The sequence below is a fragment of the Streptomyces sp. NPDC052040 genome (genome assembly GCF_044548405.1).
Taxonomy (GTDB): Bacteria; Actinomycetota; Actinomycetes; order Streptomycetales; family Streptomycetaceae; genus Streptomyces.
In genome coordinates this window covers 237,524-262,682 of sequence record NZ_JBIUBV010000007.1, presented here as the reverse complement: position 1 = coordinate 262,682, position 25,159 = coordinate 237,524, and the positions used below count along the sequence as shown (strand labels likewise).

Below are 25,159 nucleotides of genomic sequence, written 5' to 3'. Positions count from 1 at the left end.
CCACACGGTGGCCGGCGACAAGCAAGCCGAGACGACGGTGCCCGCCGAGGCACGGGAGCAGCACGCGCAGCTCGCCGAGCAGATCGAGGAGCACCGCTTCCGGTACTACGTGAAGGACGCCCCCGTCATCAGTGACGCGGAGTTCGACCGGCTGCTGCGCTCCCTGGAGGCGCTGGAGGAGGAGTACACCGAGCTGCGCACGCCCGACTCGCCGACCCAGAAGGTCGCGGTCGCCTACGAGACGGAGTTCACGGCCGTCGAGCACCGCGAGCGCATGCTCTCCCTCGACAACGCCTTCGACGACGAGGAACTGGCCGCCTGGGCCGAGCGCGTGGCCAAGGAGGTCGGCGCCTCCGCGCACCACTTCCTGTGCGAGCTGAAGGTCGACGGCCTCGCGGTCAACCTCACCTACGAGCACGGCCGCCTCACCCGGGCCGCGACCCGCGGCGACGGCCGCACCGGCGAGGACATCACCCCCAATGTGCGGACCATTGCGGAGATCCCCGACCGCCTCACCGGCGACCGGGTCCCGGACCTGGTGGAGATCCGGGGCGAGGTCTACTTCCCGATGGACAAGTTCGAGGAGCTGAACGCCCGGCTGGTCGAGGGCGGCGACAAGCCCTTCGCCAACCCGCGCAACGCGGCGGCCGGTTCCCTGCGGCAGAAGGACCCGCGGGTCACCGCCACCCGCCCGCTGCACATGGTGGTCCACGGCATCGGCGCCCTGGAAGGCGTGAAGGACGGCCTCCCCCGCCTCTCCGCGGCCTATGAACTGCTGCACTCCTGGGGCCTGCCGACCGCCCGGTACAACAAGGTGGTCGACGGCCTCGACGGGGTACGGGAGTTCATCGCGTACTACGGCGAGCACCGCCACTCGGTGGAGCACGAGATCGACGGCGTCGTGGTCAAGCTGGACGAGATCCCGCTCCAGGGCCGCCTGGGCTCCACCTCCCGCGCCCCCCGCTGGGCGATCGCGTACAAGTACGCGCCGGAGGAGGTCAACACCAAGCTCGTCAACATCCGGGTGGGCGTGGGCCGTACGGGCCGGGTGACGCCCTACGCGCAGGTCGAGCCGGTCACGGTGGCGGGCTCCGAGGTCGAGTTCGCCACCCTGCACAACCAGGACGTGGTCAAGGCCAAGGGCGTGCTCATCGGGGACACGGTGGTGCTGCGCAAGGCCGGTGATGTCATCCCGGAGATCCTCGGGCCGGTCGTCGACCTGCGGGACGGCACCGAGCGGGAGTTCGTGATGCCGTCCGAGTGCCCCGAGTGCGGGACACCGCTGCGGCCCATGAAGGAGGGAGACGTCGACCTCCGCTGCCCGAACGCCCGGGCCTGCCCGGCCCAGCTGCGCGAGCGGCTGTTCTACCTGGCCGGGCGCAAGGCGCTGGACATCGAGCACTTCGGCTATGTGGCCGCCTCCGCCCTCACCAGACCGCTGGAGCCCGCGGAGCCCGTGCTCACCGACGAGGGCGATCTGTTCGACCTCACCATCGACCGGCTGCTGCCCATCAAGGCGTATGTCCTGGACCAGGACAGCGGTCTGCCCAAGCGCGACCCGAAGACCGGCGAGGAGAAGATCGCCACGATCTTCGCCAACCAGCAGGGCGAACCGAGGAAGAACGCGCTCGCGATGCTGGAGAACATCGCCGCGGCCAAGGAGCGCCCGCTCGCCCGTGTGCTGACCGGCCTGTCGATCCGTCATGTCGGACCGGTCGCCGCCGAGGCGCTGGCCCGCGCCTTCCGTTCGGTGGACCGCATCGATCAGGCCACCGAGGAGGAGCTGCGGAACACCGACGGGGTGGGGGAGATCGTCGCGCGCTCCGTCAAGGAGTGGTTCGCCGAGGAGTGGCACCGCGAGATCATCCGCAAGTGGCGGGCCGCGGGAGTCCGTCTGGAGGAGGAGGGTTCCGGCGAGGACGAGGGGCCCCGCCCGCTGGAGGGGCTCACGGTCGTGGTCACCGGCACCCTTGAACGTTTCACCCGGGACGGGGCCAAGGACGCCCTTCAGAGCCGCGGAGCAAAAGTGACCGGTTCTGTTTCCAAGAAGACATCCTTCGTGGTCGTAGGCGAAAACCCGGGATCAAAGTACGACAAGGCCATGCAATTGAAGGTCCCTGTGCTCAACGAGGACGGATTCACGGTCCTGTTGGAGCAGGGTCCGGACGCCGCGGCGGAAGTCGCCCTTCCGACCGGGGAGTAGCGGTTGAAGGCCCCCTGTTCTGCGCATACCAGATGCATAGGGTGGCCGGGTCGCAATCGGGCAACCGTCGGCGACCGCCGCCCGTGAAAGCCTTCTGCGGCCTACTGTTGAGGTGTGCGCCTGCCGTGCCCGGACGCGTGGCGGGTCGTCGGACGCGATGCCGTTGACGGGTCGTCGGGCAGCGGGCCGCGTGGTGTGGGCACCGCCGGCTGTGAGAGGGACGGGAATGGAACCGACCGAGAGCGCCGCCTCGGACTCACGGCAGCGCCTGCGCCGGATGTCCGGCGCCTGGCGGATCTGCCGCCGCACCGCACGGACGGCCCTACGGCGACCTGCGCCCGGGCCGGGCGGGCTCCCGGGTGCGGCGTCCGCCGCGGGCCCCGCCCAGGGCGGAGCACTGCGGGGAAACCTTCCGGCGATCCCCGCCCAGGCCGCCGCTCCCGGCGCCGTTCCGCCGCCCGGCACGGCGCCCTCCGGGCCGCCGGGACCGCAGAGCGCGGCGCGGGGACTGCGGTCCGCACTGCCCGCGGTGGTGGTCGGGGCGGCCGCCGTCGTCCTCGCCTTCGGCTTCTCCCGTGCGTTCGGCGGACAGCACGCGCTCTTCCCGTCCGGCGCGGCGGGCGGGTCCCTGGCCGTGCTGACCGGGATCGTCGTCGGCCATCTGGTCGCGCTCGGCCGGGTCCGCTCCTGGGGCGGCACCGCTTCGGGCGGCGCCCTGACCCTCGCGGTGCTGCTGCTCTACGGCTGGGTGCCCGCGGGCATGGTGAGCCTCACCGTCGTCGCGCTGGTCGGCGTCGCCCGGCTCGGCCAGTGGCGCCAGGGCCTGCTGCACGGCGCGGCCGACCTCCTCGGCATCGGCGCCGGAGCGCTCGCCCTGGGCCTGTGCGGCCGCGTCCCGACCGTGGAGAAGCCCTGGGACCCGGGGAGTTGGACGGCCTCCACCGTGCCGCAGGTCGTCCTCGCCGCCGCCGCGTATCTCGCGGTGACCCGGCTGCTGCTCTGGTACCTCCAGGTGCCGCGCGCCGGAGGGCTGCCCACCGTCGCCCGCTCCGCCGTGGTCAGGCAGGGACTCATCGCCGTGGCCCTGCTCGCCCTCGCCCCCCTGGTCTGCGTCGTCGCCGTGGCCCAGCCGGTCCTGCTGCCGCTGTTCTCGGTCCCGCTCGTCGCGCTGGACTCCACCCTGTGGATCGCCCGGGCCCGCGCCGAGGAGCAGCTGCGCGACCCGCTGACCGGACTGCCCAACCGGCAGTGGCTGCTGGAGCGCACCTGGACGGCGCTCGACGACGCCGAGCGGGTCGGCGCACGGGCCGCCCTGATGCTGATCGACCTCGACCGCTTCCGCTCGGTGAACGACACGCTCGGCCATCTGGCCGGTGACCGGCTGCTGCTCCAGATAGCCGAGCGGCTGCGGCTCGCGCTGCCGCGCGGGGCGGAGGCGGCCCGGCTCGGCGGGGACGAGTTCGCCGTCTTACTTCCCGTCGCGGACTCCACGACGTCCGCGGCACGGGCGGCCCGCAGTCTGGTCGCGGCCCTCGGCTCCCCGCTCGACCTCGACGGTCTCACCCTGGTCCTGGAGGCCAGCGCCGGGGTCGCCGTCTTCCCCGAACACGCGCTGGACGCGGAGGGACTGCTCCAGCGGGCCGATGTCGCGATGTACCAGGCGAAGCGGGACCGCACGGGGGTGGAGGTGTACGAGTCCAAGCGCGACTCCAACACCCCGGACCGGCTCGGACTGCTGGGGGACCTGCGACGGGCGCTGGACGCCCATGAGGTGGAACTGCACTACCAGCCCAAGGTGCGCTTCGACGGGCAGGTCGCGGGCCTGGAGGCGCTCGTGCGGTGGGTGCACCCGGAGCGGGGGAAGGTGCCGCCGGACGAGTTCATCGCGATCGCCGAGTCCTCCGGTCTGATGCCGCACCTGACGGAATACGTGCTGGAGACGGCCCTCGGCCAGGTGGCGCGCTGGCGGGCCCAGGGACTGCGGGTCCCGGTCGCGGTGAACGTCTCGCCCCGCGATGTGCACACCCCCGGCTTCGCGGGCTCGGTGGCCGCGCGGCTGGCACGGCACGGGGTCCCCGCGGGGGCCCTGCAACTGGAGATCACCGAACACGTCCTCCTGGAGGACCCGCAGCGCGCCGCCGACACCCTGGCCGCGCTGGCCGGGCACGGGGTGAAGATGTCCCTCGACGACTTCGGGACGGGCTACTCCTCGCTGGTCCATCTGCGCCGCCTGCCGGTGAGCGAACTGAAGATCGACCGGTCCTTCGTGGCGCGGCTCGCCGTGGACACGGAGGACGCGGAGATCGTGCGCTGCACGGTGGACCTGGCGCACTCCCTGGGTCTGATGGTGGTCGCCGAGGGGGTCGAGGACGACGAGACCTGGGAGCGGCTGCGCGACCTGCGGTGCGACGCGGTCCAGGGCTGGCTGGTCGCGGCCGCCATGCCCCCCGACGAGACCACGGCCTGGCTCCGGGCCCGAGAAGTCCAGGGCTGGCAGCGCCCCCGGGCGGCCCTGCCCGCAGCAGCCACGGACGACTAGACGCCCTACTGCTGGACGCCCGACTGCCGAAACCACGACGCCACGGCTCCCCCCGCCGCCGTAGAACGACCTGGAGCAACGACCGAGAGCGCCGCAGGACGAGCACCCTCGTACAGCCCCCGGCACACGGCCACCCGTCCCGCCCGGCGCGCCCCGGAACAGCGCGGCGGCCGCCCCGGAACACCACAGCAGACGCCCCCGGAACAACCCGGCGGTCACCCCGGAACAACCCGGCAACCGCCCCAAAACAGCGCCCCACGGGCCGCCCGGAGGAGCGCACCGCGAGAGGACCGGACCCCGGTCCGCAGGGGCGTCGGCGACCGCCCCCGCGGTGCTCACGGCAAACCCAGGCGCGGGCACCCGTGCTCGCGCCATAGGATTGGGCCCAAACCGCACGCACTCACCCCAGAGGATCGCTGCATGCCTGGCATCACGCGCGAGGAGGTCGCCCACCTCGCCCGGCTGGCGCGTCTGGAGCTGAAGCCCGAAGAGCTTGACCACTTCGCCGGCCAGCTCGACGACATCATCGGCGCGGTCGCCCGCGTCAGCGAGGTCGCCGACCAAGACGTCCCGCCGACCTCCCACCCGCTGCCGCTGACGAATGTCATGCGCGCGGACGAGGTCCGTCCGTCGCTCACCCCCGAGCAGGCGCTGTCCGGCGCCCCTGCCCAGGAGCAGCAGCGTTTCAAGGTGCCGCAGATCCTGGGGGAGGAGTAGCCCGTCATGACGGACAAGAACAGCATCATCCGCCTCACCGCCGCGCAGACCGCCGAGAAGATCGCTTCCGGTGAGCTGACCGCGGTCGAGGTCACCGAGGCCCACCTGGCCCGGATCGAGGCCGTCGACGAGAAGGTGCACGCCTTCCTGCACGTCGACCGCGACGGCGCACTGGCCCAGGCCCGTGCCGTCGACGCCAAGCGGGAGCGCGGCGAGAAGCTCGGCCCGCTCGCCGGTGTGCCGCTCGCCCTGAAGGACATCTTCACCACCCAGGGCGTGCCCACCACGGTGGGGTCCAAGATCCTCGAGGGCTGGCTCCCGCCCTACGACGCGACCCTGACCAGGAAGCTGAAGGAAGCCGACGTCGTCATCCTCGGCAAGACCAACATGGACGAGTTCGCCATGGGGTCGTCGACGGAGAACAGCGCCTACGGCCCCACCGGCAACCCCTGGGACCTCACCCGTATCCCCGGCGGCTCCGGCGGCGGTTCGAGCGCCGCGCTCGCCTCCTTCCAGGCCCCGCTGGCCATCGGCACCGACACCGGCGGCTCCATCCGCCAGCCCGCGGCCGTCACCGGCACGGTCGGCGTCAAGCCGACCTACGGCGGTGTCTCGCGCTACGGCATGGTCGCCTTCTCCAGCTCCCTGGACCAGGGCGGCCCCTGCGCCCGTACGGTCCTGGACGCCGCCCTGCTGCACGAGGTGATCGGCGGACACGACCCGCTCGACTCCACCTCCGTCGACGCCCCGGTTCCGCCGGTCGTCGAGGCCGCGCGCAACGGCAGCGTGGCGGGCATGCGCGTCGGCGTCGTCAAGCAGTTCCGCGGCGAGGGCTACCAGGCCGGTGTCGTCCAGCGCTTCGACGAGTCCGTGGCGCTGCTCAAGGAGCTGGGCGCGGAGATCGTCGAGCTGGACTGCCCGTCCTTCGACCTGGCGCTGGCCGCGTACTACCTGATCGCCCCGAGCGAGTGCTCCAGCAACCTCGCCCGCTTCGACGGCCTGCGCTACGGCCTGCGCGTCGGCGACGACGGCACGCGCTCCGCCGAGGAGGTCACCTCCCTCACCCGGGAGGCGGGCTTCGGCCCCGAGGTCAAGCGCCGCATCATGCTCGGCACCTACGCCCTCAGCTCGGGCTACTACGACGCGTACTACGGATCGGCGCAGAAGGTCCGTACGCTCATCACCCGCGACTTCGAGAAGTCGTTCGAGCAGGTGGACGTGATCGTGTCCCCGACCACCCCCACCACCGCCTTCCCGATCGGCGAGCGCGCCGACGACCCGATGGCGATGTACCTGGCGGACCTGTGCACCATCCCGACCAACCTGGCCGGGAACGCCGCCATGTCGCTGCCCTGCGGCCTCGCCCCGGAGGACAACCTCCCGGTCGGCCTGCAGATCATCGCCCCGGCCCTGAAGGACGACCGGCTGTACAAGGTCGGCGCCGCCGTCGAGGCCGCCTTCGTGGAAAGGTGGGGGCACCCGCTTCTTGAGGAGGCTCCGTCGCTGTGAGCAAGGCACTGTCCAAGGCCAAGGGCTTCAAGCAGTCCAAGTCCGGTATGTACCTGTCCATGGGCACCACCGCGTTCGGCGCGCTCGGTGTCGCGAAGCAGGCCAAGAAGGCCCGCCACGAGCACGACACCCTGCGTCTGATCGACGCGGCCGTGTCCGCCGCCGCCATCGTCACCGGTCTCGCGATCCTCTACCGCGAGCTGAAGCGGCTGGGCGACGACGACGTCCTGCTGGGCTGAGAGGGAAGTTTCACCGTGACCACCACGACCGACCTGGTGTCGTACGAGGACGCACTGGCGTCGTACGACCCCGTCATGGGCCTTGAGGTCCACGTCGAACTCGGCACCAGGACCAAGATGTTCTGCGGCTGTTCCACGGCGCTCGGCGCCCGGCCGAACACCCAGACCTGCCCCACCTGCCTCGGCATGCCCGGCGCCCTCCCGGTCGTCAACGCGACCGGAGTGGAGTCCGCGATCCGGATCGGCCTCGCGCTGAACTGCGAGATCGCCGAGTGGTGCCGCTTCGCCCGGAAGAACTACTTCTATCCGGACATGCCGAAGAACTTCCAGACCTCCCAGTACGACGAGCCGATCGCCTTCAACGGCTACCTCGACGTGCAGCTGGAGGACGGGGAGACCTTCCGTGTGGACATCGAGCGCGCCCACATGGAGGAGGACACCGGCAAGTCGACGCACGTCGGCGGTGCCACCGGCCGCATCCACGGCGCCGACCACTCGCTCCTGGACTACAACCGCGCCGGCATCCCGCTGATCGAGATCGTCACCAAGCCGATCACCGGCGCGGGCGAGCGCGCCCCCGAGGTGGCGAAGGCGTACGTCCGCGAGCTGCGCGAGCTGATCCGGGCACTGGGCGTCTCCGAGGCCCGGATGGAAATGGGCCAGATGCGCTGCGACGTGAACCTGTCGCTGATGCCCAAGGGCGCCGAGCGGTTCGGCACCCGGTCCGAGACGAAGAACGTGAACTCGCTGCGTTCCGTCGAGCGTGCGGCCCGCTTCGAGATCCAGCGGCACGCCGCGGTGCTCGGCGGGGGCGGCACGATCGTCCAGGAGACCCGGCACTTCCACGAGGACACCGGCTCCACGACCTCCGGCCGCATCAAGGAGGAGGCCGAGGACTACCGGTACTTCCCCGAGCCGGACCTGGTGCCCGTCGCGCCCGCGCGCGCATGGGTCGAGGAACTGCGCGGGACGCTGCCCGAGCTGCCCCTGGTGCGCCGCACCCGGCTGCTCGGGGAGTGGGGCATCTCCGCGACCGACATGCAGTCGATCCTCAACGCGGGTGCCCTGGACCTGATCGTCGCCACCATCGAGGCGGGCGCCGACGCGCCCTCCGCCCGCAAGTGGTGGATGGGCGAGCTGGCCCGCCACGCGAACGAGTCCGGCAAGTCCCTGGACGACGTGTCGATCACCCCGGAGCAGGTCGCCCGCGTCGCGAAGCTGGTCACCGCCGGGGACCTGAACGACAAGCTGGCCCGCCAGGTCATCGAGGGCGTCCTCGCGGGCGAGGGCACCCCGGACGAGGTCGTGGACAAGCGCGGTCTCAAGGTCGTCTCCGACGAGGGTGCGCTGACCACCGCCGTCGAGGAGGCCATCGCCGGGAACCCGGGCGTCGCGGACAAGATCCGCGGCGGCAAGGTGGCCGCGGCCGGCGCCCTGGTCGGCGCGGTCATGAAGGCCACCCGCGGCCAGGCCGACGCGGCCCGCGTCAAGGAGCTGATCCTGGAGAAGCTCGGCGTCAGCGAGGGCTGAGAAGCACCGCACGCACCCGAAAGGGGCGGTATATCGATCCGATATACCGCCCCTTTTGCATTGACGCGCATTGCTGCGCATTGCTGCGCATTGAAGAAAATCTTATGGGGCGACCGGGTTTCCAGGAAATTCCTGTGACGGGGAAACCGGTCCTGTGAGTAAGCCCACGAAAGCGGCAAACGATCTCTTTCTGCTGCCAGAGTGTTGTGGATTGCTCATACGTTCTTTGCGGGCTGTCCAGTTCCATCCGGGGCTGTTCCCGGCCGGAGAACGACGCCGTCACCCCCATTGGAGCGCGTTTCGTGGCAGCCCTCGCCCGCTGGTGTGTACGCCACCGCCTGGCCACCGTACTGCTGTGGCTGATCACCTTCGTCGGTGTCACGGCGGGCGCCACTGTCGCGGGCTCCGCCTACTCCAACCACTACGACGCCCCCGGCACCGAGGCGGGCCACGCCGCCCAGCTGCTCCAGAAGGGCTTCCCCGGACTCGGCGGCGACAACGACAGCATCGTCTGGCACACCGGCCCCGGCGGGGTGCGCGCCGCCGACGTCGAGCAGACGATGACCCGCACCCTGGACCGGATCGAACACCTGCCCGGGGTCGCCTCCGTCACCAACCCCTACGAGGGCAGCCACAGCTCCCAGATCAGCCGGGACGGCCGCACCGCCTACGCCACGGTCACCTTCGACCAGCCGAGCGAGAACATCGGCAAGGGCCAGGCCAAGGCCGTCGTCGACGCCGCCAAGGCCGCCGGGACCGGCGGCCTCCAGGTGGAACTGGGCGGCACCGCCGTCGGCCTCACCCAGCCCAAGGGCGGACACCTCGCGGAGGCCGTCGGTGTGGCCGTCGCCGCCGTGGTCCTGTTCCTCGCCTTCGGCTCCCTCGCCGCCTCCCTGCTGCCCATCGCGACCGCCCTGATCGGCGTCGGCACCGCCTACTCGGGCATCGGCCTGCTGGGCCACGCCATGACCGTCGCCGACTTCGCGCCGATGCTCGGGGTGCTGATCGGACTGGGCGTCGGCATCGACTACGCGCTGTTCATCGTGACCCGGCACCGCCGGATCCTGAAGCGCGGCGGCCCGGTGGAGGAGGCCGCCGTGGGGGCCGTCGCCACCACCGGGCGGGCCGTCGTGTTCGCGGGCGCCACGGTGTGCATCGCACTGCTCGGCATGCTGATCCTCCGGCTCGGCTTCCTCAACGGAGTCGCGTTCGCCGCCTGTCTGACCGTCCTGCTCACCGTCGCGGCCTCCGTGACCCTGCTGCCCGCACTGCTGTCCTACATCGGGCCCCGCGCCCTGAGCAGGCGCGAGCGGCGCAGGCTGGAGGAGCACGGGCCCGAGCCGGAGCTGCCGACCGGGCTCGCCGCCCGCTGGTCCGCGTTCGTCGAACGGCACCCCAAGAAGCTCGGTGCCGTCGCACTGGCCGTGGTGGCCCTGCTGGCCCTGCCCACGCTCTCCCTCCACCTCGGCACCTCGGACCAGGGCAACGACCCGAAGTCGTCGACCACCCGGCAGGCCTACGACCTGCTCGCCGACGGCTTCGGACCCGGCGTCAACGGGCCGCTCACCCTGGTCACCCCCGTCCGCGGCGCCGAGGACAAGCTCGCCCTCGACAACCTGGACACCACCCTCAAGGCCACCCAGGGTGTCGCCTCGGTGACCCCGGTGACCTACAACGGCGGCGGCGACACCGCCTATCTGACCGTCGTACCGCAGTCCGCCCCGCAGTCCCAGCAGACCAGCGACCTGGTGAGCCGACTGCGCGCCGACGTGCTGCCGCGCGCCGAGCGGGGCACCACCCTCGACGTGTCCGTGGGCGGGGTGACCGCCGCCTACGACGACTTCGCGGGCGTGATCGTCGGCAAGCTGCCCCTGTTCGTGGGCGTGGTGATCGGCCTGGGCTCCGTCCTGCTGCTGCTCGCCTTCCGGTCCTTCGGCATCCCGGTCAAGGCCGCCGCGATGAACCTCGCCGCCGTCGCCTCGGCCTTCGGCGTGGTCGTCGCGATCTTCCAGTGGGGCTGGGGGAGCGATCTGCTGGGCCTCGGCCGGGCCGGACCGATCGAGCCCTTCCTTCCCGTGATCATGGTGTCGGTGCTCTTCGGCCTCTCCATGGACTACCAGGTGTTCCTGGTCAGCCGCATGTACGAGGAGTGGCTGGAGACCGGTGACAACCGGCGGGCCGTCCGGGTCGGGCTCGCCGAGACCAGCCGGGTGATCAACTCGGCGGCCGTCATCATGATCTCCGTCTTCCTCGCCTTCGTGGCCGCGGGCGACCGGGTGATCGCCATGTTCGGCATCGGCCTCGCCGCGGCCGTCGCCCTGGACGCGTTCGTCCTGCGCACCCTGCTCGTCCCCGCCCTGATGCATCTGCTCGGCGGCGCCAACTGGTGGCTGCCGCCCTGGCTGGAGCGCCGCCTGCCGCGCCTCTGCATCGAGCCGCCGGAGTGCCGTGCGACGATGCCGGGGCAGCGCGCCGACGCGGACGCGCTGGTGGACGTACTGCTGAAGGAGCGACAGCCGGATGTACGCGATATCCCTCGGTGACGACGGGGCCGAACTGCGGCCCCTGGAGCCCTGGCACGCCGAGGAGTTCCTCGCGCACCTCGAACGCGGCCGCGAGTTCGTGGGCCGCCACATCCCGTTCGGGGCGAACGCCACGGACCCGGCCTCCGCCCGGGCCGTCCTCCAGTCCTACGCCGACAAGCGCGCCGCCGACGCAGGCGGCCTGCACGGGCTGTGGCTGGAGGGGAAGCTGGTCGGCGGGGTGCTGTTCCGGACCTTCGACGCCGCGGGCGGCACGGCCGAGGCAGGCTGCTGGCTGGAGCCCGCCGCGACCGGCCGGGGGATCGTCACCCGTGGCATGCGGGTGCTCATCGATTGGGCGATTGACGAGCGGGGCATCCACCGTGTGGAGTGGTGGGCGTCGTCCGCCAACGAACCGAGCATCCAGGTGGCGCGGCGGCTGGGCATGAGCAGGGACGGCGTCCTGCGGCAGAACTTCCTCTACCGCGGAGTGCGCCAGGACACCGAGGTGTGGTCGGTGCTCGCGCCCGAGTGGCGGGCGGCAAGGGCCCGCCGCGAACATTAAGAGACCTCTCAGACAGCGTCCGTACGGTGCGAGGCATGGGAACGAAGACAGCTGAGGAGACCGGGGCCGGGACCGGCGCCCCGACGACCAACGACGAGGAGAAGGTGGAGGCCATCGAGGGCGAGCAGACGGCCGGCGAGACGGGGGACGAGCGGCCCGAGGAGACCGTGCCGGCGGGCGCGGCCGAGGAGCAGGCGGCCGAGGCGTCGTCGGGGGTCGGCCAGGGAGCGGGCGCGGTCGTCGCGGCCGGGCTCGGCATCGTGTCCCTCACCGGGAGCTGGGTCTCCACGGTCGCCTCCGCGCGGCAGACCCTCGTGGGCCAGCTGCGGACCTCGTCCCAGGCGAGCGTCTCCCAGCAGATCAAGGAGGTCTACGGCAACGCGTGGCACGCCACCGCGCTGTGGGGCGGCCTGTTCGCGCTGGCCGCGCTGATCGTCGGCGTCGTCGTCCTGGCCCGCCCGGCCTTCGGTGCGCCCGGCAAAACGCAGCCCGCGTGGATCAAGTCGGTCGCCTGGGGCGGTGTGGCCCTCGGCCTCATCGGACTGCTCCTGGCCGTCCTCAAGTACACCGACGTCCTGCTGGGCCTGCCCTCCGCGAGCTGAGCCTCTGCCGCACGGCCGTACCGGAGCCCCGGACCTTCCCCCGCGACCTTCGCGGACCAGGAAGGGCCGGGGCTCCCGCGTATGCGCCTACGACACCTCGACCTCCAGGATCCGGTCGTCGCTCCCGGAGGGCCTGCCCCGGCCGTCCGTGTTGCTCGTGGTCAGCCACAGCCGGTCGCCGCCCGCCGCCACCACCGTGCGCAGCCGCCCGTACGCGCCCTGGAGGAATGCCTGCGGGGGCGCGGACGCCTTGACTCCGTCCAGCGGGACGCGCCACAGCCGCTGCCCGCGCAGGCCCGCCGTCCACAACGAACCGGCGGCCCAGGCGAGACCGCTGGGGGAGGCGGCGTCGGTGTGCCACTGGGCGAGCGGATTGCGGAACCGGGGATCGGACGCCGTGCCCTCGACCACCGGCCAGCCGTAGTTGCCGCCCGGCGCGATCGCGTTCAGCTCGTCCCAGGTGTCCTGGCCGAACTCCGCGGCGAACAGCCGCTGCTCCCCGTCCCAGGCCAGGCCCTGCACATTGCGGTGGCCCAGGGAGTAGACCGCCGAGTCCCCGAAGGGGTTGCCGGGGGCGGGTTCGCCGTCCGGGGTCATGCGCAGGATCTTGCCGCCGAGGGACGTCCTGTCCTGTGCCAGGCCCCGGGCGCCGGATTCGCCGGTGCCCGCGTACAGCATGCCGTCCGGGCCGAACGCGATCCGGCCGCCGTTGTGGATCATGCCCTTCGGGATGCCCTTGAAGACCGTGTCCGGGGCGCCCAGCTGCTCCCCGGGCGGCTTGTCCGGGTCGTAGCGCATGCGGACGATGCGGTTGTCGGAGTCGGTCGTCAGATAGGCGTAGACCATGCGGTCCGAGGCATAGCCGGGGGAGAGGGCGATGCCGAGCAGCCCGCCCTCCCCGGCGGCCGCGACCCCGGGCACCCGGCCCAGCTCGGTCCTTCTCCCGGTCTTCCCGTCGATCCGGATGACCGTCCCGTCGTCCCGGGAGGAGACCAGCAGTCCGCCACCGGGCAGCGGGGCCAGTCCCCAGGGCGTCCTGAGATGGTCGGCGACCGTCCGCAGCACCCGGACCGATCCCTTCGCGGGCGGGGTCGGCCCGCTCTGCCGCCCGGGCACGGACACCCCCGGCGAGGCGCCGCCGGACGGCGGGGTCCCGGTGCCGGAGGTGTCACCGCCACCGGCGGAGCACCCGGCCGCCAGCAGCAGCGCGGCCACGGCCGACACGGCCGCCGTGGCCCGGTCGGCCCGACGTCGTCGCACGATGCACCGTCCCTTCGACGCGCTTCCTCCCTGAATACGGCCGCGCGCCGCCCCGGGTTCCCGGCCAGCGGGAAATCCACCGACCGGGGGCCGTGCCCCGCTCAGTCCCACGACCCCCGCGCCCCCGGCAGACCCGCGAGTTCCGCGAGGTCCCCCGGGGTCAGCCGCAGACCCGGCGCACCCGCGTTCTCCCTGACCCAGCGCTCCTGCTTCGCACCCGGCACCGGGACCACCTGCCGCCCCTGCGCCAGCACCCAGGCCAGCGCCACCTGGGCAGGCGTCACCTCCTCGCCGTGGCGGCGCGCCACCCGGCGGAGCCCCGCCACCACCGGCTGGTTGGCTGCCATCATCTCGGCGGTGAAGCGAGGGTGCCGGGCCCGCAGATCGTCCGGCTCGAAGCCCTCGCCCGGTGTCAGCGTCCCGGTCAGAAAGCCGTTGCCGAGCGGCATCGCCGCGAGGAACCCCACCCCGCGCGCCGCGCACCAGGGCAGCAGCGCGTCCAGGGCCTCCGCCGACCACACCGACAGCTCGGCCTCCACCGCGCTCACCGGGAACACCTGCTGCACCCGCTCCAGTTGCCGGATCGTGCCGTCGTGCAGCCGCCCGCCGGTCCGCCGTCCGCCCCGGGCGCCCAGCGCGCACAGCCCCAGCGCCCGCACCTTCCCCGCCCGGACCAGCTCCGCCATGGCACCCCAGGTCTCCTCGACGGGCACCTCCGGATCCGCGCGGTGCAGCTGGTACAGGTCGATCACGTCCGTCTGCAACCGCCGCAGCGAGGCGTCGCAGGCCCGTCGCACATAGCCAGGGCGGCCGTTGGCCACGATGTGCTGCTCGCCCGCCAGCAGACCGACCTTGGTCGACACGAACGCCTCGGGCCGCCGCTCCCTGAGCACCCGGCCCATCAGCAGCTCATTGGTGAACGGCCCGTACATGTCGGCCGTGTCGAGCAGGGACACCCCCAGATCGAGCGCCCGGTGCAGCGTCCGCAGCGACTCCTCGCCCCGCTGCCGCGATCCGGAGTACGCCCAGCTCATCGGCATGCATCCGAGTCCGACGGCCCCCACTTCGAGCGTTGCCGCGCCGATCGTCCTGCGCTCCACCTGGCCGTGCCCTCCCTTTCCTGGCACCCCAAACTAACCAATGCCGCCGGGGACCCGTCGCATAGCCTCCTGACCATGACTGTCGACGTATGGCTTCCGTTCCGCACCGACGAGCTGAAGGACCTGCCCGGGGGCCCGAACTACCTCTTCTGGGACGGCGGGCCCGAGTTCCCCGCCGACCCGGCCAAGTGCGCCTTCTACGTGGTGCCCTATATGAAGGACACCGCGACCGTGGTGCGCCCCCTGGCCCGGATGGCCTCCGTCGAGGTCGTGCAGACGCTCACCGCGGGCATCGACAACGTCGAGCCGGGCCTGCACCTGCTGCCCGCCGGAGTACGCCTGTGCAACGCGCGCGGGGTGCACGACGCCAGCACCGCCGAACTGGCGCTGACGCTGATCCTCTCCTCGCTGCGCGGCATCCCCGACTTCGTCCGGGGACAGGACCGGGAGGAGTGGCGCGCAGGTTTCCGCCCCGCGCTCGCCGACAAGTCCGTACTGATCGTCGGATACGGGGCGGTGGGCGCCGCCATCGAGGACCGGCTCGCTCCGTTTGAGCTCGCGCGGGTGGCGCGCGTCGCGCGCCGCGAGCGTGAATCGGCGCGCGGTCCCGTGCATCCTCTCTCCCGATTGCCGGAACTTCTGCCCGGCGCCGATGTCGTGGTGCTCGCGATGCCCCTCACCGAGGAGTCAAAAGGCCTGGTCGGCAAGGATTTTCTGGCCCGGATGAAGGACGGGGCGCTGCTCGTCAACGTCGCGCGCGGCGGTGTGGTCGACACCGGGGCCCTGCTGGCCGAGCTGGAGACCGGCCGCCTCACCGCCGCCCTCGATGTCACGGACCCCGAACCGCTGCCCCCGGGGCACCCCCTGTGGCATGCGCGGGGCGTACTGATCAGTCCTCACATGGGCGGACCCAGCTCGGCGTTCCGGCCCCGCGCCAACCGTCTGCTGAGCGATCAGCTGAACCGTTTCATGCAGGGGGAACCGCTCGCGAACGTGATCCTGACGACCGGTGCCGAGGAGCCCGCGCGCCGGGGTGGCGGGAGCGGCGGAGGGGAGAAGGGGGAGGGTCCCCGGGTATAGGTTTCCGGCCAGTCCCGCCGCCCGCGCTCCCGCGGTCCGACGGGGCGCACCACCGGCGCACGCGTTGCCCCGTGTTGGCTCCCCATCCGCTTCCAGTACGCTCCGCAGTCCCTCGTACGCAGTACGTACGCACATCCTCGCTGGTCGTCACTGAGCGTAGAGAAGCTATGTCCCTGAGTGACGGGACTGGTGTATCGTCCCGGACAGGGGCAGCGCCGTGCACCATGCGGCGCCGGGGACGGAATTTTCAGACACGCGAGGGGGGCGACGGGCGATGCACGGCCTATGGACGAACCATCCGACGCGGCGGGGTCGCGGACTGCGGCCCTGGCAGGCGGCGACGCACAGACGCGGTCACGGCGGACCCGGTGGAGGCACCGGTCACCCCGGTATCACCGGCCCGGGCGGCCACAGCCTCCGGCACCGGTACCGGGGACCCGGCGCCCGCAAGAGGCAGGCGCAACCGGCACACCGGGAGCAGCGGGACCCGGCGGCCCCCAGGGCCGGGAGCATCCGGTGAGCTCCGCCGGAGCACTGCCGGTCCGCGCTCCGGCCGCAGAAGGCCGGACGCGACTGGTCCCGCAACTGGTCCTGGCCCTGGTGTGCGCGGGATACGCCGTCGGTTCCGCGCTCGACTGGGGCTCCCGGGGCCTCGCGCTCATCATGGGCGACTTCGGGCTGAGCGTCGCGGCGGGCACTGCGGCCGTCTCCTGCTTCGTCTACGCCCGCCGCAGCCGAAGCCGCTTCCGGCCCGCCTGGCTGCTGTTCGCGCTCTCCTCCGCCATGGCCGCGCTGGGCAACGGCGTCTGGGGCTGGTACGAGGTCGTCCTCCACCGCTCCGTCCCGTCGCCCAGCTGCGCCGACTTCTTCTTCCTCTGCTTCGCTCCGCCCGCCATCGTAGGACTGCTCGTGCTCGCCAAAAGGCCCGTCACCAAGGCGGGCTGGGTCTGCCTCGCGCTCGACGCATGGCTCATCGGCGGCTCGCTGCTCACCCTGTCGTGGAGCCTCGCCCTCGCCCAGGCGGCGAAGTTCGACGGGCCGAGCGTGGCGCACACCGCACTGTCGCTCGCCTACCCGCTGCTGGACATCGCGCTGATCAGCATGGTGGTCGCCCTGCACTTCCGGCGCTCGGCGGTCAACCGGTCGGCGGTCAACACCGCCATCGGCGCGCTCGCCCTGACCGTGATGTGCGACGCGCTCTTCACCTCGCCGCTGCTGCACAACAGCTACCACTCGGGCCAACTGCTCGACGCGGGCTGGTTCTCCGGCTCGCTGCTCCTCGCCTACGCACCCTGGGTCGGTGTCGGGCAGCGGCCGCCGCGCGACCCGTACGCACGCGTGGTGCACGAACACATCCCGGGCCGCAGCCGCCCGTATCCGGGCCCGGCGGGCCACCGCACGGCACCGGCGCCCTCGCTCCCGCGGCAGACGGGCCCCGCCTACCTCGGACAGCCGGTCCAGGGCCGGTATCCGGCCGGTGTTCCCCAGGGGCACGACCGCGGATACCCGGCCACCCGGCCGATCTACGGCTCGCTGGCCGCGCTCACGCCCTATCTGGCCGCCGCGGTCTGCACCCTGGGGATCCTCTACAACGTCCTCAACGGCCACAGCGTCGACCGCGTGGTGCTCATCACCGCGGGAGCCGTGGTGCTCGCGCTCGTCGTCCGCCAGGGCATCATGCTGCTCGACAACATCACCCTCACCCAGGAACTGGCGGAGAAGGAGAACCACTTCCGCTCCCTGGTGCAGGGATCCAGCGACGTCATCATGATCGCCGCGCCCAGCGGCATCCTCCGCTATGTCTCCCCGGCCGCCGCGGGTGTCTACGGACGCCCCGCCGAGGACCTGGTCGGCACCGAACTGGCCGCCCTCATCCACCCCGAGGACCTGGGCTGCGTGGTGCACGAGGTGCGGCGCTTCCTCACCGCCAGCCACTTCGAGGAGCCCACCACCCGCATCGAGTGCCGCTTCCGCTCCGGCCACGGCGGCTGGCTCAACGTCGAGTCCACCGTCAACCGCCACGAGGGCGGCCTGATCCTCAACAGCCGGGACGTCACCGAGCGCGTACGGCTCCAGGCGCAGCTCCAGCACAACGCCGAGCACGACCCGCTCACCGACCTGCCCAACCGCGCCCTGTTCACCCGGCGCGTGCAGCAGGCGCTGTCCGGCCGCCGCTCCTCCGACCGCGGCCCGGCCCTGCGCAACACGGCGGTCCTCTTCATCGACCTGGACGGCTTCAAGGCGGTCAACGACACGATCGGGCACCAGGCCGGCGACGAGCTGCTGGTGCAGGCCGCCCGCAGACTCCAGGACTCGGTCCGCCAGGGGGACACCGCCGCCCGTCTGGGCGGGGACGAGTTCGCGGCCCTCATCGTCGGCGACGCCACCCACGACCACGCCGCCCACGAGGGGCACATCCTGGAGCTCGCCGACCGGCTGCGGCTCACCCTCTCGCAGCCGTACGACATCGACGGCAACGATGTCCGGGTGGCCGCGTCCATCGGCGTGGCCTTCGCGGAGCCGGGGCTCGGCGCGGGCGAACTGCTGCGCAACGCCGACCTCGCCATGTACCGGGCCAAAGCGGCGGGCAAGGACCGGGTCGAGCTGTACGGGCCCCAGATGCAGCAGGACGCCGTGCGGAAGACCGAGCTGGCCACCCGGCTGCGGGCCGCGCTGCACGACGGGGAGTTCACCCTGCTGCACCAGCCGGTGGTCTCGCTGGAGGACGGCCGGATCACCTCCGTCAGCGCCCAGGCCCGCTGGCGCTCCTCCCAGGGGGTGCTCTTCACCCCGACGGAGTTTCTGAGGGTCTCCGAAGGCAGCGACAAGGCCGCCGAACTGGGCCGCTGGACACTGGAGCAGGCCGTCGAGCAGGCCGCCGAACGCACCGCCACCGGTCTCGCCGTGCCCGTCGCCGTCCGGATGAGCGCCCGTCGGCTGCTCGACCGCTCCCTGCCCCTCGGCTCGGTCGAGGCCCTGCTCACCCGGCACGGACTGGCCTCGGGCGCGCTGATCATCGAGTTGTCCGACATCGACCCGGGGATCGCCCTGGAGGAGCTGGAGCGCAGGCTCGGCGCACTGCGCCGGATCGGCGTCCGGATCGCCCTGGACGGCCTCGGCAGCGGCTATGCCGCCATGACGGCACTGCGCCGCCTCCCCGTCGACATCCTCAAGCTCGACCGGGGCCTGGTCGAGGGGGTCGTGGAGTCCGCCCGGCTGCACAAGATCACCAGCGGGCTGCTGCGCATCGCCACGGACCTCGGCCTCCAGTCCGTCGCCGACGGCGTGGATCTGCCCGAGCAAGTGGTCGCGCTGCGCGCCATGGGGTGTACACACGGTCAGGGCATGGCATTCTCGGGACCACTGGACGAGTACCGGCTGCGCCGGGCGCTCGGTTCCGGTCAATGTCCCGTGCCGCGCGGCCCGATGGAGCCCGCCCCGGCCTTCGCGGTCGGCGGAGCGGCGCTGTACACAGGCGGTGTGCCTGCGGTTTTCGGTGGTGGCTCGACCCTACGCTCACATAATGAGACTCCCGTCCCACCCACTTGACAGTCATGGCGCCCCGGGGGGAGGGTCAGTGCCATGCGCACCCGAATTCTCGTACTTGGACAGCGCGTCGGCTGAGCTGGGACCCACCGGACATGAACCGGAACACCCAGCGACCACTCCCGGCGCGCTCCCCTCGCTTGCCTTCCGGCACGAGGGGTTTTTTGTTGCACACGCACCTGTCGAACACTGCCCGAACCTCGCAAAAACCCTCAGCATCGAGAAGAGAATGACGATGACCGAGCAGGCCACCGGGGCCCCTCACCCGCAGCCGCGGCCCCGATCCGGAGGACACCAGCTGGCGCCCGAGCACGTCACGGGTGCGCAGTCCCTCATCCGCTCTCTCGAGGAGGTCGGCGCCGACACGGTATTCGGCATTCCCGGCGGTGCGATCCTTCCGGCCTACGACCCGCTGATGGACTCCCGGCGGGTGCGGCACGTGCTGGTGCGGCACGAGCAGGGCGCGGGCCACGCGGCCACGGGCTACGCCCAGGCCACCGGCCGGGTCGGCGTCTGCATGGCGACCTCCGGACCCGGCGCCACCAATCTGGTCACCCCCATCGCGGACGCCCACATGGACTCGGTGCCGCTGGTCGCGATCACCGGCCAGGTCGCCTCCAAGGCGATCGGCACCGACGCCTTCCAGGAGGCGGACATCGTCGGCATCACCATGCCGATCACCAAGCACAACTTCCTGGTGACCAAGGCCGAGGACATCCCCCGGACCATCGCGGAGGCCTTCCACATCGCCTCCACCGGCCGCCCGGGCCCGGTCCTGGTCGACATCGCCAAGGACGCCCTCCAGGCGCGGACCACCTTCAGCTGGCCGCCGGTCACCGACCTGCCCGGCTACCGGCCGGTGACCAAGCCGCACGCCAAGCAGATCCGCGAGGCCGCCAAGCTGATCACCGCCGCCCGCAGGCCCGTCCTCTACGTCGGCGGCGGCGTGCTGAAGGCCAAGGCCACCGCCGAGCTGAAGGTCCTCGCCGAACTCACCGGAGCGCCCGTCACCACCACCCTGATGGCGCTCGGCGCATTCCCCGACAGCCACCCGCTGCACGTGGGAATGCCGGGCATGCACGGTGCGGTCACCGCCGTCACCGCGCTACAGAAGGCCGACCTGATCGTCGCCCTCGGAGCCCGCTTCGACGACCGCGTCACCGGCAAGCTGGACAGCTTCGCGCCGCACGCCAAGATCGTCCACGCCGATATCGACCCGGCCGAGATCGGCAAGAACCGGGCCGCCGACGTGCCGATCGTCGGCGACGCCCGGGAGGTCATCGCCGACCTCGTCCAGGCCGTCCAGAAGGAGTACGCCGACGGCCACCGGGGCGACTACACCGCCTGGTGGAAGGACCTGGACCGCTGGCGCGACACCTATCCGCTGGGCTACGACCTGCCGGAGGACGGCACCCTCTCCCCGCAGCAGGTCATCGAGCGCATCGGCCGGCTCGCCCCGGAGGGCACGATCTTCGCGGCGGGCGTCGGCCAGCACCAGATGTGGGCCGCGCACTTCATCCAGTACGACCGGCCCGCCAGCTGGCTGAACTCCGGCGGCGCGGGAACGATGGGCTATGCCGTCCCGGCCGCGATGGGCGCCAAGGCCGGTGCCCCGGACCGCGCGGTCTGGGCGATCGACGGCGACGGCTGCTTCCAGATGACCAATCAGGAACTGACCACCTGCGCCCTGAACAACATCCCGATCAAGGTCGCCATCATCAACAACGGCGCCCTCGGGATGGTCCGCCAGTGGCAGACCCTCTTCTACAACCAGCGGTACTCCAACACCGTGCTGCACTCCGGGCCGGGCGCCGAGCCCAAGGCCCCGGGCGCGGCCGCGGGCACCCGGGTCCCCGACTTCGTGAAGCTGTCGGAGGCCATGGGCTGTTACGCCATCCGCTGTGAGTCCCCGGACGACCTCGACAAGGTCATCGAAGAGGCGAACTCGGTCAACGACCGGCCCGTGGTCGTCGACTTCATCGTCCACGAGGACGCCATGGTGTGGCCGATGGTCGCCGCAGGCACCTCCAACGACGAGATCATGGCTGCCCGGGACGTCCGCCCCGACTTCGGCGACAACGAAGACGACTGAGAGAGCTGAGTGAGAACCATGTCCAAGCACACCCTCTCGGTCCTCGTCGAGAACACGCCCGGCATCCTCGCCCGGATCGCCGCCCTGTTCTCCCGCCGCGGCTTCAACATCGACTCGCTCGCGGTCGGTGTCACCGAGCACCCCGACATCTCCCGCATCACCATCGTGGTGAATGTCGAGGACCTGCCGCTCGAACAGGTCACCAAGCAGCTCAACAAGCTCGTCAACGTCCTGAAGATCGTCGAACTGGAGCCGTCCCAGGCCGTTCAGCGTGAACTCGTTCTGGTGAAGGTCCGCGCCGACAACGAGACGCGCTCCCAGGTCGTCGAGATCGTCCAGCTGTTCCGCGCCAAGACGGTGGACGTCTCCCCGGAGGCCGTCACCATCGAGGCCACCGGCAGCAACGACAAGCTGTCCGCCATGCTCAAGATGCTGGAACCGTACGGCATCAAGGAGCTGGTCCAGTCCGGCACCATCGCCATCGGCCGCGGCGCCCGTTCGATCACGGACCGCTCGCTGCGCGCCCTGGACCGTACCGCCTAGGCGGCACCGGACCCGTCCCGCACCACCGGACACGGGCGGCCGGCAGGCCGTCGGCCGCCCGTATTCCGAGACCCCGATCCTTTTCCTCTCCCCGCCGTCATACGGTGGGACGCACGATCCGCACCCAAGGAGAGAACCCAAAGTGGCCGAGCTGTTCTACGACGCCGACGCCGACCTGTCCATCATCCAGGGCCGCAAGGTCGCGGTCATCGGCTACGGCAGCCAGGGCCACGCCCACGCGCTGTCGCTGCGCGACTCGGGTGTCGACGTGCGGGTCGGTCTGCACGAGGGCTCGAAGTCCAAGGTCAAGGCCGAGGAGCAGGGCCTGCGCGTGGTGACCCCGGCCGAGGCCGCCGCCGAGGCCGACGTGATCATGATCCTGGTCCCGGACCCGATCCAGGCCCAGGTCTACGAGGAGTCCATCGCCCCCCATCTGAAGGACGGCGACGCGCTCTTCTTCGGCCATGGCTTCAACATCCGCTTCGGCTTCATCAAGCCCCCGGCGGGCACCGACGTCTGCATGGTCGCCCCCAAGGGCCCGGGCCACCTGGTGCGCCGCCAGTACGAGGAGGGCCGCGGTGTGCCCTGTATCGCGGCCGTCGAGCAGGACGCCTCGGGCGACGCGTTCGCGCTGGCGCTGTCGTACGCCAAGGCCATCGGCGGCACCCGCGCCGGTGTCATCAAGACGACCTTCACCGAGGAGACCGAGACGGATCTCTTCGGCGAGCAGGCGGTGCTGTGCGGCGGTACGGCCGCGCTGGTGAAGGCGGGCTTCGAGACCCTCACCGAGGCGGGCTACCAGCCGGAGATCGCCTACTTCGAGTGCCTGCACGAGCTGAAGCTGATCGTCGACCTCATGTACGAGGGCGGTCTGGAGAAGATGCGCTGGTCGATCTCCGAGACCGCCGAGTGGGGCGACTACGTCACCGGCCCCCGGATCATCACGGACGCCACCAAGGCCGAGATGAAGCAGGTCCTCGCCGAGATCCAGGACGGCACCTTCGCCCGCAACTGGATGGACGAGTACCACGGCGGTCTGAAGAAGTACAACGAGTACAAGAAGCAGGACTCCGAGCACCTGCTCGAGACCACCGGCAAGGAGCTGCGCAAGCTCATGAGCTGGGTCGACGAGGAGGCGTAAGCCCCACGGCCGAGGGGGGCCCGAGCACTGCGCTCCGGCCCCCCTCGGCACACCGGCGACGGCGTCCCCCGGGGACGCCGTCCCTCCCGTCCGGCCACGGACGGGTGATCCTTCCGCAGCGGCGCAGAACAACGCGTGTGGCGCCACTACACTGCTGCACAACAATCGCGTTCAGGCCCACAGCGTCGTGCGTCTTCCACGCGGCTAGCACCCCTCCACCGCATGCGGCCGTCGGGACGGCCGTCCGCATTGGATTTGTGAGGACTCACGTGAGCTCGTACCCCAGTCGAAAAGCCACGGTACTCATCGCTGAAGAGCTGTCGCCCGCGACCGTCGACGCACTCGGACCCGACTTCGAGATCCGGCACTGCAACGGCGCGGACCGTACGGAGCTGCTGTCTGCGATCGCCGACGTCGACGCCATCCTGATCCGCTCCGCGACCAAGGTCGACGCCGAGGCCGTCGCCGCCGCGCGGAAGCTGAAGGTCGTCGCGCGGGCCGGCGTCGGCCTGGACAACGTGGACGTGTCCGCCGCCACCAAGGCCGGTGTGATGGTGGTCAACGCCCCCACCTCGAACATCGTGACCGCCGCCGAGCTGGCCTGCGGTCTGATCATCTCCACCGCCCGCAACATCCCGCAGGCGAACGCCGCGCTGAAGAACTCCGAGTGGAAGCGCAGCAAGTACACCGGCGTCGAGCTGGCCGAGAAGACGCTCGGCGTGGTCGGCCTCGGCCGCATCGGCGCCCTGGTCGCCCAGCGGATGTCCGCCTTCGGCATGAAGGTCGTCGCCTACGACCCGTATGTGCAGCCCGCCCGGGCCGCGCAGATGGGCGTCAAGGTGCTGTCCCTGGACGAGCTGCTCGAGGTCTCCGACTTCATCACCGTCCATCTGCCGAAGACCCCCGAGACCCTCGGTCTGATCGGCGACGAGGCGCTGCACAAGGTCAAGCCGAGCGTCCGTGTCGTCAACGCCGCCCGCGGGGGCATCGTCGACGAGGAGGCGCTCTACTCGGCGCTCAAGGAGGGCCGGGTCGCGGGAGCGGGCCTGGACGTGTACACCAAGGAGCCCTGCACGGACTCCCCGCTGTTCGAGCTGGACCAGGTCGTGTGCACCCCGCACCTGGGCGCCTCCACCGACGAGGCGCAGGAGAAGGCGGGCATCGCGGTCGCCAAGTCGGTGCGCCTGGCACTCGCCGGTGAACTGGTGCCGGACGCGGTGAACGTCCAGGGCGGTGTCATCGCCGAGGACGTCAAGCCCGGTCTGCCGCTCGCCGAGAAGCTCGGCCGCATCTTCACCGCGCTCGCGGGCGAGGTCGCCGTCCGGCTCGACGTCGAGGTCTACGGCGAGATCACCCAGCACGATGTGAAGGTGCTCGAACTGTCGGCGCTCAAGGGCGTGTTCGAAGACGTGGTCGCCGAGACGGTCTCGTACGTCAACGCTCCGCTCTTCGCCCAGGAGCGCGGTGTCGAGGTACGTCTGACCACCAGCTCCGAGGCCTCGGACCACCGCAATGTGGTCACCGTGCGCGGCACGCTCGCGGACGGCGAGGAGGTGTCGGTGTCCGGCACGCTGGCCGGTCCGAAGCACCATCAGAAGATCGTGGCGGTGGGCGACTACGACGTGGACCTGGCCCTCGCGGACCACATGGTCGTGGTGCGCTACAGCGACCGTCCGGGTGTGGTCGGCACCCTGGGCCGCATCCTCGGCGAGGCCGGGATCAACATCGCGGGCATGCAGGTCGCCCGTGACATCGCGGGCGGCGAGGCCCTCGCGGTCCTCACGGTCGACGACACGGTGCCGCAGCACGTGCTGACGGAGGTGGCCGAGGAGATCGGCGCGACCTCCGCCCGTTCGGTGAACCTGGTCTGACACCGGCGTCTCCGGTCCCCCCGGAGGCCCTCACCCTGTACGCCTGACGGGCCGGTCCACCGGCCCGTCAGGCGTTTCCGTGCCTCGGCGGCCGATGCCG

At 71.5% G+C, this 25,159-nt stretch carries 17 protein-coding genes; 15 read left to right on the top strand and 2 right to left on the bottom strand.

Annotated elements, in window-relative coordinates; all coding sequences use genetic code 11:
• The first annotated feature begins 7 nt into the window (after positions 1-7).
• The 9 genes from ligA to ACIHAA_RS17280 all read left to right on the top strand — a co-directional run bounded on the left by ligA (position 8) and on the right by ACIHAA_RS17280 (position 12,426).
• Positions 8-2,203 carry an NAD-dependent DNA ligase LigA gene (gene ligA, locus ACIHAA_RS17320; protein WP_399817862.1) on the top strand — a complete coding sequence of 732 codons (2,196 nt, stop codon included), beginning with the start codon at positions 8-10 and terminating at the stop codon, positions 2,201-2,203.
• A gap of 226 nt (positions 2,204-2,429) precedes the next feature.
• Positions 2,430-4,742, top strand: coding sequence for a putative bifunctional diguanylate cyclase/phosphodiesterase (locus ACIHAA_RS17315; RefSeq protein ID WP_399817860.1), 2,313 nt, complete (start codon positions 2,430-2,432; stop codon positions 4,740-4,742).
• A gap of 420 nt (positions 4,743-5,162) precedes the next feature.
• Complete coding sequence (gatC, locus tag ACIHAA_RS17310) at positions 5,163-5,459, top strand: Asp-tRNA(Asn)/Glu-tRNA(Gln) amidotransferase subunit GatC (protein ID WP_006130840.1); 297 nt, start codon at positions 5,163-5,165, stop codon at positions 5,457-5,459.
• Between the two features lie 6 nt (positions 5,460-5,465).
• On the top strand, positions 5,466-6,968 hold the full coding sequence (gatA, locus tag ACIHAA_RS17305; RefSeq protein WP_399817858.1) for an Asp-tRNA(Asn)/Glu-tRNA(Gln) amidotransferase subunit GatA: 1,503 nt from the start codon (positions 5,466-5,468) through the stop codon (positions 6,966-6,968).
• Positions 6,965-7,207 carry a hypothetical protein gene (locus ACIHAA_RS17300; protein ID WP_399817856.1) on the top strand — a complete coding sequence of 81 codons (243 nt, stop codon included), beginning with the start codon at positions 6,965-6,967 and terminating at the stop codon, positions 7,205-7,207. The genes gatA and ACIHAA_RS17300 overlap by 4 nt, the downstream gene beginning before the upstream one ends.
• Before the next feature lie 15 nt (positions 7,208-7,222).
• Positions 7,223-8,737 (top strand): Asp-tRNA(Asn)/Glu-tRNA(Gln) amidotransferase subunit GatB, encoded by a 1,515-nt coding sequence (gene gatB / locus ACIHAA_RS17295; protein WP_399817854.1) that lies wholly within the window; start codon positions 7,223-7,225, stop codon positions 8,735-8,737.
• A 302-nt stretch (positions 8,738-9,039) separates the two neighbouring features.
• On the top strand, positions 9,040-11,280 hold the full coding sequence (locus ACIHAA_RS17290) for an MMPL family transporter (RefSeq protein ID WP_399817852.1): 2,241 nt from the start codon (positions 9,040-9,042) through the stop codon (positions 11,278-11,280).
• Positions 11,258-11,824 (top strand): GNAT family N-acetyltransferase, encoded by a 567-nt coding sequence (locus ACIHAA_RS17285; protein ID WP_399817850.1) that lies wholly within the window; start codon positions 11,258-11,260, stop codon positions 11,822-11,824. The genes ACIHAA_RS17290 and ACIHAA_RS17285 overlap by 23 nt, the downstream gene beginning before the upstream one ends.
• 35 nt (positions 11,825-11,859) lie before the next feature.
• Complete coding sequence (locus ACIHAA_RS17280) at positions 11,860-12,426, top strand: hypothetical protein (protein WP_399817848.1); 567 nt, start codon at positions 11,860-11,862, stop codon at positions 12,424-12,426.
• 87 nt (positions 12,427-12,513) lie between these two features.
• Here the strand turns inward: ACIHAA_RS17280 and ACIHAA_RS17275 are convergent, their stop codons facing one another.
• Positions 12,514-13,686 (bottom strand): PQQ-dependent sugar dehydrogenase, encoded by a 1,173-nt coding sequence (locus tag ACIHAA_RS17275; RefSeq protein ID WP_399817846.1) that lies wholly within the window; start codon positions 13,684-13,686, stop codon positions 12,514-12,516.
• Positions 13,687-13,787: 101 nt separating this feature from the next.
• Positions 13,788-14,786, bottom strand: a complete 999-nt coding sequence (locus ACIHAA_RS17270; RefSeq protein WP_399817843.1) for an aldo/keto reductase — start codon at positions 14,784-14,786, stop codon at positions 13,788-13,790.
• 75 nt (positions 14,787-14,861) lie between these two features.
• On the opposite strand from ACIHAA_RS17270, the gene ACIHAA_RS17265 reads away from it, so the two are divergent.
• The 6 genes from ACIHAA_RS17265 (at position 14,862) to serA (ending at position 25,059) form a co-directional block, all read left to right on the top strand.
• Complete coding sequence (locus ACIHAA_RS17265; RefSeq protein ID WP_399817841.1) at positions 14,862-15,866, top strand: 2-hydroxyacid dehydrogenase; 1,005 nt, start codon at positions 14,862-14,864, stop codon at positions 15,864-15,866.
• A 516-nt stretch (positions 15,867-16,382) separates the two neighbouring features.
• Entirely contained in the window at positions 16,383-19,415 is a 3,033-nt protein-coding gene (locus ACIHAA_RS17260; RefSeq protein WP_399817839.1) for a putative bifunctional diguanylate cyclase/phosphodiesterase, read from the top strand.
• Positions 19,416-19,641: 226 nt separating this feature from the next.
• Positions 19,642-21,504 carry an acetolactate synthase large subunit gene (locus ACIHAA_RS17255; protein ID WP_399817837.1) on the top strand — a complete coding sequence of 621 codons (1,863 nt, stop codon included), beginning with the start codon at positions 19,642-19,644 and terminating at the stop codon, positions 21,502-21,504.
• Positions 21,505-21,522: 18 nt separating this feature from the next.
• The gene (gene ilvN / locus ACIHAA_RS17250) at positions 21,523-22,047 is read left to right on the top strand and encodes an acetolactate synthase small subunit (RefSeq protein ID WP_399817835.1); all 525 of its coding nucleotides are present in this window, start codon (positions 21,523-21,525) and stop codon (positions 22,045-22,047) included.
• A 142-nt stretch (positions 22,048-22,189) separates the two neighbouring features.
• The gene (gene ilvC / locus ACIHAA_RS17245) at positions 22,190-23,188 is read left to right on the top strand and encodes a ketol-acid reductoisomerase (RefSeq protein WP_399817833.1); all 999 of its coding nucleotides are present in this window, start codon (positions 22,190-22,192) and stop codon (positions 23,186-23,188) included.
• A 269-nt stretch (positions 23,189-23,457) separates the two neighbouring features.
• Positions 23,458-25,059 (top strand): phosphoglycerate dehydrogenase, encoded by a 1,602-nt coding sequence (gene serA / locus ACIHAA_RS17240; RefSeq protein ID WP_399817831.1) that lies wholly within the window; start codon positions 23,458-23,460, stop codon positions 25,057-25,059.
• Positions 25,060-25,159: the final 100 nt, after the last annotated feature.

Bases quoted from the DNA above. Each gene is read 5' to 3' on its own strand.
- ACIHAA_RS17315 (WP_399817860.1), top strand. From the start codon at position 2,430: ATGGAACCGACCGAGAGCGCCGCCTCGGACTCACGGCAGCGCCTGCGC.
- gatC (WP_006130840.1), top strand. From the start codon at position 5,163: ATGCCTGGCATCACGCGCGAGGAGGTCGCCCACCTCGCCCGGCTGGCG.
- gatA (WP_399817858.1), top strand. From the start codon at position 5,466: ATGACGGACAAGAACAGCATCATCCGCCTCACCGCCGCGCAGACCGCC.
- ACIHAA_RS17285 (WP_399817850.1), top strand. From the start codon at position 11,258: ATGTACGCGATATCCCTCGGTGACGACGGGGCCGAACTGCGGCCCCTG.
- ACIHAA_RS17280 (WP_399817848.1), top strand. From the start codon at position 11,860: ATGGGAACGAAGACAGCTGAGGAGACCGGGGCCGGGACCGGCGCCCCG.
- ACIHAA_RS17265 (WP_399817841.1), top strand. From the start codon at position 14,862: ATGACTGTCGACGTATGGCTTCCGTTCCGCACCGACGAGCTGAAGGAC.
- ACIHAA_RS17255 (WP_399817837.1), top strand. From the start codon at position 19,642: ATGACGATGACCGAGCAGGCCACCGGGGCCCCTCACCCGCAGCCGCGG.
- ilvN (WP_399817835.1), top strand. From the start codon at position 21,523: ATGTCCAAGCACACCCTCTCGGTCCTCGTCGAGAACACGCCCGGCATC.